The organism is Paraburkholderia phytofirmans OLGA172 (assembly GCF_001634365.1).
In the GTDB taxonomy this organism is placed as follows: domain Bacteria; phylum Pseudomonadota; class Gammaproteobacteria; order Burkholderiales; family Burkholderiaceae; genus Paraburkholderia.
The window spans coordinates 2,417,179-2,431,483 of the sequence record NZ_CP014578.1; the positions used below are offsets into that span (position 1 = coordinate 2,417,179).

A 14,305-nucleotide genomic window follows, 5' to 3' on the forward strand; every position below is an offset into this window, starting at 1 on the left:
AGCTCAGCAGCGAGAGCCCTACGGCGCGCGAGCAGAGCGTCGTCCATATTTTTGCTCATCGTCCTTCGGGGAATTGGTTTGGTGGTTATGTCGCACTGGCACTGGCACTGGCACTGGCACTGGCACTGGCACTGGCACTGGCACTGGCACTGGCACTGGCACTGGCACTGGCACTATTTATACACGATTTCCTACGACCGTCGAGACGGGAATCGGCGTAGCGCCCAGCGCTATTTCCACGGCCTTGAGCAATATGGCGTCGTTGAATGGTTTTCGCAGATAGCCTGCAGCGCCTGACGCAAGAGCCTTCTCGCGAACGGCGGGATCGTCGTGCGCGGTGATGAAGATGACGGGCAAGTCAGTCGGGGCAAGGCGACGCTGTAGCTCCAGCCCGTTGATTCCCGGCATCTGAAAGTCCAGGATCACGCACGCGGGTCGATACGAAGCTGTCGACGAAAGCGTGCCTAGAAATTCCTCACCACTCGAAAACGTCTCTGCCTTTATCCCAATGGAACGCAGCAAACGCTTGATGGCGCGGCAAACTGATTCGTCATCGTCGACCACAGCGACGATTTGGTTGAGATTGGCCATATGAGGGGTCTATGACGACGCGATCGCGCCCGGTGAGGAGACCCTATGTAGCTTGAGCCTAACAGGGGGGCGAGTGATGTGCCATAGGGCTTTGGTCCGATAGCAGCGCCGCACGGGAGCGATCCGTTCGGCGCCTCCCGGGGTCCAAGGACTCTCAGACGCTACCGGCTCAAGCTCACAGGTACGCGGAGCATTCACAAATGCTCTTCGAACGGCGGTCGATGGCCGAACTCCGCTCGACGCAGACAAACCGCGAAGAGTTTTCGAAAATCGCTCGATGTGCCAGGCCGATTCAGTGGGACGTGCCAGTCGCGCGTCCGAGCGGCCCTCACGAAAACAGCGACAAAGATTCGACGGCGGTTTGGCGCCGACGTCGCGAGGACGTGGATCGACTGGGCCGTGCAGCAGTTTTCTCGCTGGTCGAACCGAGCCGCCGGTTCAGATCCGACAGCGCCCGACAGACGGACGCGAGAGCAGGCGTCCCCGTCAGCGCCAGTTCAAGCTGGTCCAGCAGTTCCGGCAGACTCACTCCCCCTGCTCTCTTTCCTGCGAACTTCCGCTTCTGCATAAGGCCGCTCCCCTATAGCTGTCGAGATACGCGCTGGCATCGACGTCACCACCAATCGTCAAGCTCCAGCGACATCTGTTTCTTCATGTCATGTTTACGCCAGGAGCACCGTCGGATACATCGCCCTTTGGCAACGGCGGTTTCAGCACATCGGGATGAAAAACCACATCCACGCCGATCCGGACAAATCCATCTTTCTCCCGCTTCGGGCCTCATCGATTTTCGGGATAGCGATGCTGCCCACTAGCTCCTCAAACCCTGTTCACGCTGCGTTAGCCAGCATTGAGTGACGACAGTCCGCCGCGGCGCATCGACACGCGTACTGCGCCCGAACGTCTTCATCCAGAGGATCGTCGGTAGCCAGCAGATATTCAATAAACAGTTCTTCACCGGCCCCGATCGGCCGAAGCGTGTAAATGAAAATCCGCCCCTCATCCTCGATGGTCTCGCAGTTAGGCGCACAGGCGTGATTGAGCCAGCGCGCGCTGTTGCCGCCACGGCTGCCGTCGATCACGCGCCCATCCGACAGCCCGAAGAGAAACGTATGACCTGCGATGCCTTCGCGCTGGTGACGCCGCACCGCATTGCGCCACGACGTTATTTCACCCTTGTACTGGAGCACGCGCTCACCCGCCGCGAGCGGACGAATGGCGAACACGCCTTTGCCGTGAACTGCAGACCGCCGGACAATCACGCGCCGCATACTCTTTCCTTTCCCGATGTCAGCGCCAGTATACGAGCAGCAAATTTTCACATCCAGTGCGATGGGACGAGCAGGAACTCGCCACGTTCAGGCGCCGACGGGCATATCGAAGCTGGAGAATCGAGGCATTTGACCCGCAGGTATCCCGGAATGACCGACCGATCGGCCCGCGAAGAGATCCAGCTTCAGAAAAGCTGATTGCCCAGCTCACGCAGGCTGACCCACTTCACCGTGCTCACAAAGGTCCTGCCTGTGACGTCGAGCGATTCGATCATCGCGCGTTGCCCGCGGGCTTCCGCAATGACGCGCACGATGCGCTTCCGGTAGCGCAGTAACGCACCGATCGTTGGGCACGAGATTTCGCGCCCGGTCCGCGATCGTTTCTTTTCCATACGGCTATCTATCTAGACATGCAGCGAATCGCAGGGGCCGCGGTACATCGCGGCATCTCGCACTGATGCTACCAGGCCGGCTGCCCGAGGTCCAGGCCTTGCCCGATCACTCCGTGCCGTTGCTGTCGCCAGCATGTGTAGCGGCTACCCTGCCGCCGCCCCGCGCCATCGGTGGATTCCGGCCGACGGCTTGCGGCCGGTCTCAGGCGCCGTTCACTGCATCCTTGAACGCCTTGCCCGCCGTGAACTTGACGGTCTTCGCGGCCGGGATCTGAATTTCGGCGCCGGTCGACGGGTTGCGGCCGACCCGCGCGGCGCGTGCGCCCGTCGAAAACGATCCAAAGCCGATCAGCTGCACGGTGTCACCTTTCGTGACGGCTGCGGTGACCGTGCCGATAAATGCATCGATCGCCTCGCCGGCGGCCGCCTTGCTTGAGCTGGTCTTCGCGGCGACCGCATCCACCAGTTCCTGCTTGTTCATTGCTTTTCCTCGCTGTGGTTGTGAGTGTTGCCACCCTACCCGATCGGCGTACTTCCGCGCAATCGGCACGCAACGGCGCTGTGCCGGTCTCGCGGGATAAACCAGCCGATGCAGACTCGCAATCTTCAGCCGATCAGGCTTTCCGGTCCTGTCTGCTGTGTGATGAACCTTGCACATGCAAAGTTCGGCGCCTCAGCGAAAGGCAGACGGTTACGGTTCTACGCTGCAGACTCCATAGACATCCCCGCGTCCTGGGTCGCATCGGTCCGCACTTCTGGGGCACCTGCCCGCGTCCCCGCATCTACGATCGCATCCGGAATGATGCCTGGATCGTCCATCGCGTGCCACGGCGTCGCTCCAGGGGCCGTCCAGCGCCGCATCGCTCCCGAAATAAGGGGCAGTGTCCGCAAATGAAGGGTATGATAGCTCTGAACTATCCGGGCCTTCATTTCCGGGCGCCTGCTACATCTGTGAGACGAACCCTAACCTGCCCCAGATCGTCACGATGCTTCCCCGGGTTGAAGGGTCAATTTCAATGGTGATAAGTGGTATTGCCACCATTGCGTTTGGCGATATTGAAAAGGATGGCAATCGGGTGATGCTCTAACCTGATGCCGTTTTCACCATTACTCCCGATATCGTGAATTCATGGGCGGCGAGGGCCGCACCCGCGCATGTCAGGTGATCGCTCTGGCGCGTCGGGACCGCCAACGCCCGCCACGATACTCATACCCTCCGGCGAACCAGCGTATGGAAATTCAGGCGGAAAACGCTCCTGCCGTGCATCGTTGCGCAACCAGGCGTTATGATCCGCAGACCACTCCGATCGCTTTCATGATGCGCACGGTGAACGCCGACGACCGTCCGCAATGAAGCCGTGTCACAGGCGTTGCGACGAAAAGCGCCCACTGGTTATCATCAGGCCGGCTGCCTGTCAGGATTGGCTTTCGCGCCGCAACACTGACGAAGCCGGTCCATTTCCGCGGCTCTTTCCCGCAGACGAAATGCAGGCGGGACCGTTTCCCCTGGCCTCGCGGGCAGCGCCGCCACGAATGAAGGTCAAGCCTCACTGGAAGACTGGGGCGGCCTGCGGCGACCAAACGACAGAAGGTAGAGTGATGACACCGCTCGCGACAGACCTGCTGTTTGACGACACCAGCTTCACCGTCGTACTGGGCGACGGTCGCAGGCTCAAGATCCCATTATGGTGTTTCCCGCGACTGGCAGCAGCGACATGTGAACAACGGAACGCATTCCGCATTTCTGCCTCCGGCGCGGGTCTGCATTGGGACGCCCTCGACGAAGACATCAGTGTCGCCGGATTACTTCGCGGCCAGATGGATGCGACTGTCCGGTAAATCTGACCCGGCTTTCGACACACGCCCGGTAGCTGATGAGGGGTCACCATCGGAGCAGTTCGCGCAACCGGGCAATGATCCAGTTCATTTCGACTACACTGCACCAGTCCTTGCCCACGATAGCGTCCCCGATGCGCCCCAGCACCACATCGTGAGAATTCTGTGGGTACTTTGCGGCGTCCGTCCGGGCGGGCACAATCAGTTGCTGTGCCAGGTCCTCACATATCTGCCATCGCTCCAATCGCTCTTCTTCGGTCAGTCCGACGACAAACCGGCCGTTGATCATGCGCGCCGCCAGCTTCGGCTGCGCTCCGGCGAGCGCGGCTGGCGCGACATCACGCGGAAAATCGTCAGGTACCTTCATCATTTTCGCCTCACAACACACGAGGTGGCTTGCAGGACGCGGACAGTACGTTCAGGCGTCCCTAGCAAGATCGAACGTTGAAACCAGGAACGTACGATACGAATCTGACCCTACCGGCCAATGCCGTAGGACTCTCACCGCCGCCCTCTTCCGCCAGTCCAGAGTCAAGACTACGCCAGGTGTAAAAGGGATGGCGGGGCCGGCCGCACAACTATAAGGGGCGTCGTGGCATCTCCCCCTCATTCGAGAAAACTGGGCGAAGCAATCTGCCGCCCACAGAGTTTTCAAAGTAGCGCCCACTCCGGTCCAACGCATGCGGCGTTGTGTCCTTACGTACGGAGCATCGGGTGCCCCTTATAGTCACTTCCTATGTCGAATGCTGCTCGGCAACGCGTATTTCGCCGTTCGAGCAGACTTTGTTGTCTGTTAGCGCGTCGTTAGCGATCGGCGCAGACTTTGTTGTGCGCCCATATCTGCGTCGAAAAGACGTCAGCTAACCGCGACGCCTTGAAACATTCCAGTCGTTCTGACGGCAGTACCGCAACCAGCAAGTCGAGAGTGTGCTTGACGCCTTGCCAAGTCGCGTCTGTATGCCGCACGAGCACCCGTCAAACACTTCGCCTTTGGCGCGGCCTGTCTGCGCCCAGTTCTCTCTCGACTTTGTAGCCTCCTATGCCTGAAGCGAAGTAACTGCAGCGGCATATTCACAGTGTCCAGCGCGGATTCTGGCTAGGTGAACGGGGCCGCGATCGTAAGCGCGCCGGCAGTGGCGTACGGATGAAATACAGGTCGCCATTCTCGCAGCGCTCATTGCCGTCAAAGAACATTGGCGCTCTGCAATTTATATTCGCCCGTGCGTCTTGTCAGGTGTGAATACAGTCCCGATTTCCGCCGCCGTTTACTGGTAACGCGGTTTATCCCAATACGGAGTCGTTTGCCCCGCTCAGTCGAAGCCGCTCCGCCGCGCGGCGTGTAAGATGAACAATGACAACCCTACCCTGCGACATACGTGGTCATACCCGGGCAAAATGCTCGGTTTCTGCCTCGTCCAGACTCAAGCACCGCAGCAAAGGCGTTCGATCATGACGGTACTTTTCCCGCAAGTTTACGTTACATGGCGCATCGGTGGCCACAGGGCTTTCAGGTCCAGGTCAGGAATAGATGGAAACATAACAAGGCCCCGTGAGCGATCATCAACCAGAGCGGGTCCGTACCAAGGTTGGTAAACCAATGGCACCAGGGAGGGAATAGTCGGCCGGAGGCCGTTAAGGTGAAACGTTTCGTCTGACGCCAATTGGCGCTTCGTAATCTCGAGCATGACAGCGAAAGCTCCAAGCAAGATCGCCCGAGCGGGTAGTCGTTGTACGTGTGCGCCAACGTGCCGCGCCCGCAACCTCCCTGACCACACCGCCCGCCTTGTATTAATCCACTCGAACGGTGTGGCGCTAGCGTCTTCGAACAACAACCTAAACCATGCTAGCGCTAGCTGACCTGGTTCGCGACCATTCTTATCAATACAACCCTTCTCCCGGAGGGCAAGCATATCGCTCGCTCCCTGTGCGCGCGCACCGTTTGGGAAGGCCCAGGCATGTAGTCGCGTTAGCATGCCGGCATACAAGGCTTGACCGACCGACGGGTACGGCAAGCGACCGCGTACGCTATCTGTGTCTTTCCATCTCGAACTTGTGAGCCTTATATCCCATCGAAGACACGTCAAATCGTGTCCGTTGTCGGCGACAACAAACGATCGCGGAACCGGCGCGAGCTGTGCCGATGCCTGCCGAAAGAACTCCCGTGTATCGCACCACACATGCCACGTCGTCAAGGCGTTTTGGGCCACCAGTTGCTCGAGCACATCGAGGCCCTCGTTAGAGTCAGACCACCATTCTGCTAGCGGATTAAACGCCCGATTGATCTCATTGGCGCGGTTACGCAAGACATCGTGCGAACGCCATGAGAACGCGTCTGCTGCCAACGGGCCACAACATGATTCACAGGCGTAAAACCCCGACGCCCTCCCTAGCAGCATTTCGTTATACAGAAGTGTCGTAACCGTCGCGCAAGATCTGAATGGTGATCACAGCATCCATGACTCGCTGCATGCCAATCCACAGCGTCTTCGCGCCCGGTTCGCCGTCGCTCTTGCGCCCGAGGAATCCTCCCAGTGACGCGATCATCCGTATCACCTGGCTGAGCGTCGGTGGTTTTTTCGGACGCGCCTTCTTACAGAGCACGTGAGCGCCGTGTATCTCGTCAGCCGCGAAGAACAACGACGCGTCCAGCTCCGGACAGGTTCTGCCGACACGCATGAGCCGTGCGATACGCCACGATACGACCATGTACAGCGCGAGCGCCTTCTCCACGCGCTCCATCTGTGAGAGTTGCAGCGCTTCAACCCGGCAGGCGTTCTTCAGGACGTTGAAGAACATTTCTATTTCCCACCTCGCGCGGTACCAGTCAACGAGTTCGATGAGCGCATGCGCATCGCCCGCTTCGCGGTTGGTCACAAGACGCCAGATGACGGGCTTCACACCCGCTGGCGCATCCACTTCATACGCCTCGAGGCAGGTGAGCGTGACACCGGCACGCCCGGGCAGCGTGATGCGCTGGCTACGCAGTTCCTGCCTCACTTCACGCGCCTTCTGGCCGCTGCGCCCGGGCAGCACGAAGCTGATGTGGCCGACCACCTCACTGGCGTGCACCGTCTCCCACAAATTCGCTTCGCCCTTCAGGGCGCGATTGTGCTGCGAGCGCATCAGCCAGTCCGCCGGTTCACCCAGTTCCTGCGCACGCTGCATGAGCGCGGCGATGTCGCCTTCACGATCGGCCACATACACCAGTCGCGTGTCAGGCAGGGCCCGTGCCTGTTCGGCCACGATCTCATAGCTTTCGACCCACCGCACACTTTCCCTGACACCGCCACGCCTGCCGTTTGCATCGCGTGGTTCGCGCGCCCACATCCATGCGTTCATCACACCCAGCGGCTCCCGATCCGGTGTCACCGCATAGGTCGCGTGAAGATACATGCCCACCTGTGCTTCATAACTGAGCGGGCCGGCCCCTTCAATGTCCTGACCGTTAAAGTTCAGCTCTGTCGTATCGGCAATGCAAAGCACCACCGGCAACTGCCCCATGCGCGTCGTGGTACGGTCCCAATGCGGCTGCATCATGTCGCGCCAGTCGATGCGCTCATTGCCCAGAAAACGATATGCCGCCATCGTCTCGGCCCAGCCTTCGCACGCGCCCGGAATGCTGGCCGTGGGCCGGCTGGCGAACCGCTTGACCAGCTCCTTCGCGCGCCGGTCTCGCCGTGGATCACCCAAATCCAGCGTCTCAAATTCCTCGTCCACCCATGCTCCCGCGTCGTCTCGAGTCTTCATGCCGAAAATCCGAGAGTAAACGCGAAATCCGCATTGTTAACAACCCCCTCCTGGCTGATTTGCTATCCAGCATCGATTCCAGGCACGTCGATTTGTGTATAAGGAAATGCCCTAGCAGCCCAGCATAGTTGCCGGCTCGCCCTCCGCAGCACAGACACTTGTCAACCAGTTGCACCCGATGGACTGGACATTGTTGAAGACAATCCAGCTGGAACCAAAATGAATGGAATCCGCCGGCTAGGCATTTTGGGCAAAACCGGAACCGGGAAGAGAACATCCAGGGCAAAAGCTCCACCCGCGCCGTCAGCACCGTCTTTTCATCGACTGGGAGCTTCCACCCAGTCTCGCGTGCGAGCAGTTCCTCCCGCACACCAAAGCCTCTCGCGAACGATCCTGTATTCTGATTCATCCAAAAGCCGAGTTCCTCCCGAAGCATTTGGCGATCGACCCCGTTCAAACTACAGAATCGTCCCAACAATGATGGTGTGGACTCGTGTGGCAACGCTCCACAATCAAGCCCGACCCATTTGCGTTGCTCCGCCGCCATTCGCACCATCTCACGTATCCTCTAAAGACGCCTCTTCCTGGTCATGGAGTTGGTCTCGCCTCGCGGCCATTCCATTTGCTACCCCTTCCTCAATCTTGTCTTCAATCGCATCGAAGAAGTCGCTTTCATACAGCGCGAACGTCCAAAACTCTTGCCTCATCCGATCACTGATTGCCTTTGGGCCCTCGTCAGCAGCGTGGTCTAAAAACAGTCGTACCGTCTCAAAAAAAGCGCCTTGCGGAATTCCGGTGTAAAAAATTCGCTTGGTGTTTTCCCGACCACCGAGCGCCATGATGAAGTTTTCCGTCTCGCTTTCCAGGGTGAATCCTCGATCCGTTTGCTCTGGCAGGAAAAAGGATGTCCACGTTTCGCCGGTCTCGTCACTTTTTTTCAAGTCAATTAGCTGAAGAATCCCACGCACCTCCTCCGGTGACGCAATAGCAGAAAATTGCAGTCGATGGCCTACCAGCATTTTTCTCACGGCGGCATCCACCTTATTTTTTTTTAGACTACTCTGCCAGGCATGCATGCCTGAACTATGACCTGCTGAAAGCACAAGTAGCGGAATGCCGTTTCTGTCCAGTTCATGCCGGAGATCATCTATGGCAAAAATGTCTTCTGGGGCACAATCTTGCACGTTGTCCAGGAAGAGAACGATTGTAGATTTCGGGATGTTTCTCCCCTCTCCGACGAAGCGCTGAAATGCCCGAATCCGAAGATCCTCCGTTTTACCGTGTACGTTTGGACAGTTCCCTGACTGCAGCAAACTTAAACAGACATGCCGGAGTGGATCTACCCGCTTCCCCCGACTGAACGTGAGATATGCCGTAACCACGCCCGGCGCCGCCTGCTCAACCATGGCTTGAAGCACGAAGAGCGTGCGGGTGATTCCATCGCGATGCGCCCCAAGAAAATGGTATCCCGAGACGCCCGTCCTTATGGCTCTCATGGTGTGCTGGAAAAGTCGCACGGCCGCGGGCGTTGCTAGCGGTTCCTTGGTGTTTTGGCAAAGTGGATGTGCTGTCCACTCGCTTCGCCGCGCGGGGTTTTGCTCCGCCGCGGGCTTCGATGATGGCATATCACGGAGGTCAGGGGCACTGCTTCCTGGCGGATCAATCTCTTCGGGTTTTGAATCGGAAACGCTAGTGCTACTTCTGGCTGTCGCCGCGCCCATATTTGCCTCCGTTGTCATGCTGAAGCGAATCAGAACCCGCGCCCACGCTGGCGAAGGTTGCGCCGGACATCTAACAGCGCGACAATAGGTTGTGTCTCAGTTGGCCAATGCGGGACTGGTGGTCGCGAGATACGGCTCTGGGACGGTTGCTCTTTTAGTGAAGCGTCGGCCTTAGAGGCCAATTCATCATGTGCCATTTGCTCAATTTTTTGATGCAGATCGGCCAACTTCAAAGATGCCCGTCTGCCTCCTATTCCTTTGCTCGTGCGTATTTCGTCCGTCTTCGACTGCACATATATTCTGACCGCACCTACAGTCGCGAGATCGAATCTCTGCTTTCGCAAGAAAGCATTTAGCATTTTTCGCATGTCTACGGGGAGTGGATGTCTGCGCGCATCACGATCCGGCACCAGTCGACCTAGATATCGTTGATCATCTTTCGTTATCGCTATCGCGATGTTTGCGTTTCTTCGGTGAATGAAGACATAGGCCTGCTTGCCCACAAGCTCGAAATCCTTGCTCATGGTGGGCGATGTGTACACAGTCTTGTCGATCTTGATAAATGGTCGTTCGCCTCGTTTTTGGCTTCCACGGATAGTCGCCTCTACCGTATGTGCCAAAAGACACCAGCTATTCTCGTTTTCAACGGGGAGCGGCTGAGGAAAAACTCCGCTTTTTTTGTTGTTTAGGAGTGCTTTAATCATGTCTACAGGCGTTTGTCCTGATGTCTTCTTGCTCGGCTGACGCCTATTGTATTGCTCGATGAACTCCTCGAATGTGTCGACTAGGTCGAAGTAACTGATGTGCAGGCGATGGGCGGTCTCAATCGGCTCTTCGCGCATAGGATCTCGGGGACCTGTCCCGAACGAACTAGGGAGTTGCTGCCCGGTCTTGCGCGTGAAAATCCCGAAAAAATTCTCTATCATGGGGCGGGCCCACCAATTCCCTGGTGCCCCAAAAGTGATAGCGCAACCCACCACGTCCATGATGTTCGAGACACAATCAAGCGCAATATTGCTTGAGCCATTATCTACCTTAAGGAGGCTAAAGCCGTTTCCCCGAAGCTCCGGAATCAACGCACTTGTAACCACATTGCCTTTTCCAGTCAGCGATATTTTGGCCTCCCCGTCGATGCTCGGGAAAAGACAATTTTCCATCACGTTCAGAACCGCCCTCGCTGACGGAGTCGCTTCAAGCACGATTGCGTATCCGAAAACGACCTGGGGATACTCCCCAACGATAATGCCCAAATGAAATCTCTCCATTGGAAAACAGAGTGTCGCGCCGTTCGGATCCTCAACATCGATGACACACGCCTCATCAACTTTGTGGAAATCGAGTTCGCGACCGGCAAGCGGGCGAAGGTTTTCAACAACGCTCGGCTCCCCCTTCCCCTTCCGCAGATTTTTTGCGGCCTGCCTTCCAAATCGGGCGCGGATGAATTGTTCCGGATTTTCTCCAACTAGACGCTTCGCCCAGCGTCTGATAGCTTCGTATCCGTGGTCCGAACTGCATAGCGGCCATTGTGTATCTTTTAAACCGGCTGCACGGGCCATTTCTTGCATCCTTGCTGCCAAAGTCATGATAGTGATGCGTTTCTCAAATGGCCCTTTGCCTCGCTTCAGAAACAACCTTTCCAGTTCGTCCTCGATTTCCGGAAACTGATCAAAGAACACGGCTAACATCCCGCAAGGATTGCCTTTCTTGTAGTTACCGTTCTCGTCTTTCCGTGTCGACACGCCGTTGAAGGGCATCCGACGCGTGTATGGCCCTAGAGGGTGTTAGGAACTTTGAGTTAGACCTGGTATCCTGGCGGAATGAAAAACCGCAGGCCATACCCAACGGATGTGTCGGATGAAGAGTGGTACTTCGCCGCTCCGTACCTGACCTTGATGAACAAAGACGCGCCGCAGCGCCGCTACGAACTGCGCGAGATGTTCAACGCGCTGCGCTGGATCGTACGTGCGGGTGCGCCGTGGCGTTTGTTGCCCAATGATTTTCCACCGTGGGAACTGGTCTACCAGCAGACGCAACGCTGGATTCAGGCAGGCTGTTTCGAGGCGATGGTGAATGACCTGCGTTCGATCATCCGGATCGCACAGGAGCGCCGTGGTCAACCCAGCGCGGTCATTCTCGACGGGCGGACCCTGCAGTCGACATGCGAGAGTGGGCCTCGCGCCGGTTACGACGGCTACAAACGCAAACGCGGCAGTAAGGTCCACATGGCGGTTGATACTTTGGGGCAGTTGCTTGCTGTGCATGTTACGCCGGCCAACGAACAGGAACGCGCGCAGGTCGGAGAACTGGCGCGTCAGGTTCAGCAGGCCACGGGCCAGACGGTCAAGGTGGCGTTCGCCGATCAGGGATATACCGGCGAAGAGCCTGCGCAGGCGGCACTCGACGAAGGGATTGAGCTTCAGGTAATCAAGCTGCCGGAGGCGAAGAAGGGCTTCGTGCTGTTGCCGCGCCGCTGGGTGGTCGAGCGCAGCTTCGGCTGGCTCAACCGGTTCCGACGACTGGCCAGAGACTACGAACGATTGCCCGAAACCTTGGCTGGTTTGCATTTCGTCGTATTCTCCGTGCTTATGCTTGTTCACTTTGCAACCCTTAACAAAAGTGCCTAACACCCTCTAGGCGAGCCATCGGCATGCACCCATGGAATCCGACAATGGCCCCTGTTGACGGGTCTTTCTGAAGACAGCGTCCAACCAGCCGTCTTACGCCGCGGTCGCCTATGCCCGTCTCGGCCTTTATAGTGGCGTATGACTCGCTTGCACAATACATCTCGACGGCAGTCCTTTGCGCCAGGAACCGCTGTCTGATTCTCATAGGAACTGTTTCATCGGCCGGGGCCGACCATTGACTAGTATCCCGCAGTTGCAGTGGAACACCTCTACCGGTTGGCATACACACTCCAAAAGGTTTGTTCAGATTTTCGGCTAGCCGCACGGTCGCATAACGTTGGCGACCGGCGTTCCACATGACACAAGCCGAATGCGTCAAGATTTCAGACCGGCCGGTTGCAAGACAGATCACTTCGAAGACTTCGACCTGGACGATATAGATTGGTAGAATCCCGCAAGGATTACCTTTTCTTTGTAGTTACCGTTCATTGGACCACTACATTCTCGTCCTTCTGTGTCGACACGCCGTTGAAGGGCGTCCGTCCAACGCGGGTATAAGCCGAGGCAAGCCATCGGTATGCACCCATGGAATCCGACAATCCCCTGTTGAGGATCTATGCCAAGACAGCGCCGAACCAGCCGCCTTACGTTGCTGACGTTTATGCCCGTCTCGGCTCTTATAGCGGTATATGACTCGCCCGCGCACCACATCTCGACAGCCGTCTTTTGCTCCAGGAACCGCTGTCTGATTCCCATAGGAACAGCCTCCTCGGCTGGAGTCGGCCATTGACTAGTATCCTGTCGTTGCATTGGAACACCTCTACCGGTTGGCATATCGGATTTGGTCATCAGCACGGCGCGCTCCTACGGCCTCACTAGCGGAGACAAACACGGAAGGCTCGTCACGGATTTGCTCAGCATACAAGCGTCAGGGGCGTCAGCAGATTCAACTCTTCGTGATCCAGGTCTACTTTGACGCGTCCCGTATGAATGAAACGAGCCGCTGTCGCCAGCATCTTTCCTTTGTCCACTCCGGGAATTGACAAGAGTGAATCGAGGTTCGTTTGCCTTTGGTTGGTCAATATATCTTCAAGAAACCTTCTTTCCATTTGACAGGTGAAGCGCTCCGGCGGCACACGCTGCATGATGGAATTGAGAAAAAGGCAATTCTCGAACCGGATGGCCGCCCCCAGACCGTCACGTCTTGTAAATATTCGGTGCGTTGCGTTGACCTTTGCTGCGTCGAGTTCCCTGCACTTGATCGCTGCCCTCCCCTCGGCCGTCGTCGGTGCCTCAGCCAGACAAGTTTCCCAAACATGCGCACCGTCTCTATACGTACATATCACCGGCGAGGACGCATCGTACGCGGGATTGTCCGGAGTCACGTCCCTGTCACCCTCCCCCATCGAGAATGTCTCAATTGATGGATCCCACTCCTTCAGGACGAGTGAGACAAACAACAATTGCCCATAGATAACAAATCTCTTGGGTACCTTTTCAAAATCAATGAATGTTAGCGAGCTAATCCCTCGATCCTTCGACTTAGCAGCGGCATAGCTATTGACCCGGCGAGCGGAACGGAAATACAGAGAGTCCATAACGGCGGCCATTGCACTGCCTCCTCAATTTAACTTCCTAGACATGGATCGCGGTAGTCTAGCTCGCATACCTAAACATTCTGTTGCCTGATACGCGGTCTCGAGTTTTGGAACGGCGTCTTGTAAATATGCGGTATGTTGCGTTGGCCTTTCTGCACTTGATCGCTGCCCTCCCCTCGGCCGTCGTCGGTGCCTCAGCCAAACAAGTTTCCCAAACATGCGCACCGTCTCTATACGTACATATCACCGGCGAGGACGCATCGTACGCGGGATTGTCCGGAGTCACGTCCCTGTCACCCCCCCATCGAGAATGTCTCAATTGATGCCCCCCACTCCTTCAGGACGAGTGAGACAAACAACAATTGCCCATAGATAACAAATCTCCTGGGTACCTTTTCAAAGTAAATGAATGTTAGCGAGCTAATCCCTCGATCCTTCGACCTAGCAGCGGCATCGCTATTGACCCGGCGAGCGGAACGGAAATACAGAGAGTCCATAACGGCGGCCATTGCACTCTCTCCTTAA

At 57.2% G+C, this 14,305-nt stretch carries 12 protein-coding genes; 2 read left to right on the forward strand and 10 right to left on the reverse strand.

Annotation, left to right across the window (positions count from 1 at the left end; genetic code table 11):
- Positions 1 to 177: 177 nt before the first annotated feature.
- From AYM40_RS10530 to AYM40_RS43250, 4 genes are all read right to left on the reverse strand, one after another.
- Entirely contained in the window at positions 178 to 591 is a 414-nt protein-coding gene (locus AYM40_RS10530) for a response regulator transcription factor (protein ID WP_063496171.1), read from the reverse strand.
- A gap of 830 nt (positions 592 to 1,421) precedes the next feature.
- Positions 1,422 to 1,862, reverse strand: coding sequence for an SET domain-containing protein (locus AYM40_RS10535; RefSeq protein WP_063496172.1), 441 nt, complete (start codon positions 1,860 to 1,862; stop codon positions 1,422 to 1,424).
- Between the two features lie 185 nt (positions 1,863 to 2,047).
- The gene (locus AYM40_RS10540; RefSeq protein ID WP_063496173.1) at positions 2,048 to 2,254 is read right to left on the reverse strand and encodes a hypothetical protein; all 207 of its coding nucleotides are present in this window, start codon (positions 2,252 to 2,254) and stop codon (positions 2,048 to 2,050) included.
- A gap of 202 nt (positions 2,255 to 2,456) precedes the next feature.
- Positions 2,457 to 2,912 carry an HU family DNA-binding protein gene (locus tag AYM40_RS43250; protein ID WP_158515273.1) on the reverse strand — a complete coding sequence of 152 codons (456 nt, stop codon included), beginning with the start codon at positions 2,910 to 2,912 and terminating at the stop codon, positions 2,457 to 2,459.
- A gap of 941 nt (positions 2,913 to 3,853) precedes the next feature.
- Here AYM40_RS43250 and AYM40_RS10555 point away from each other — a divergent pair.
- Positions 3,854 to 4,093: a DUF2442 domain-containing protein gene (locus tag AYM40_RS10555; RefSeq protein WP_063497953.1), complete on the forward strand. Its 240-nt coding sequence runs from the start codon at positions 3,854 to 3,856 to the stop codon at positions 4,091 to 4,093.
- Positions 4,094 to 4,136: 43 nt separating this feature from the next.
- Here AYM40_RS10555 and AYM40_RS10560 read toward each other — a convergent pair whose 3' ends face one another.
- The 5 genes from AYM40_RS10560 to AYM40_RS10580 form a co-directional block, all read right to left on the reverse strand.
- Entirely contained in the window at positions 4,137 to 4,460 is a 324-nt protein-coding gene (locus AYM40_RS10560; RefSeq protein WP_063496176.1) for a hypothetical protein, read from the reverse strand.
- A 2,030-nt stretch (positions 4,461 to 6,490) separates the two neighbouring features.
- The gene (locus AYM40_RS10570; protein WP_063496178.1) at positions 6,491 to 7,837 is read right to left on the reverse strand and encodes an IS4 family transposase; all 1,347 of its coding nucleotides are present in this window, start codon (positions 7,835 to 7,837) and stop codon (positions 6,491 to 6,493) included.
- Positions 7,791 to 8,393: a TniQ family protein gene (locus AYM40_RS43700; RefSeq protein ID WP_082855048.1), complete on the reverse strand. Its 603-nt coding sequence runs from the start codon at positions 8,391 to 8,393 to the stop codon at positions 7,791 to 7,793. Before AYM40_RS43700 ends, AYM40_RS10570 begins: the two co-directional genes overlap by 47 nt.
- Position 8,394: 1 nt before the next feature.
- A complete protein-coding gene (locus tag AYM40_RS10575; RefSeq protein WP_148662158.1) occupies positions 8,395 to 9,558 on the reverse strand; it encodes a hypothetical protein in 1,164 nt (387 codons plus the stop codon).
- Between the two features lie 29 nt (positions 9,559 to 9,587).
- Positions 9,588 to 11,312: a hypothetical protein gene (locus AYM40_RS10580; RefSeq protein WP_063496180.1), complete on the reverse strand. Its 1,725-nt coding sequence runs from the start codon at positions 11,310 to 11,312 to the stop codon at positions 9,588 to 9,590.
- A gap of 63 nt (positions 11,313 to 11,375) precedes the next feature.
- Here AYM40_RS10580 and AYM40_RS10585 point away from each other — a divergent pair, with 63 nt between their 5' ends.
- Positions 11,376 to 12,182, forward strand: coding sequence for an IS5 family transposase (locus AYM40_RS10585; RefSeq protein ID WP_063495529.1), 807 nt, complete (start codon positions 11,376 to 11,378; stop codon positions 12,180 to 12,182).
- Between the two features lie 914 nt (positions 12,183 to 13,096).
- Here the strand turns inward: AYM40_RS10585 and AYM40_RS10590 are convergent.
- Entirely contained in the window at positions 13,097 to 13,792 is a 696-nt protein-coding gene (locus tag AYM40_RS10590; protein WP_063496181.1) for a hypothetical protein, read from the reverse strand.
- Between the last annotated feature and the right edge of the window lie 513 nt (positions 13,793 to 14,305).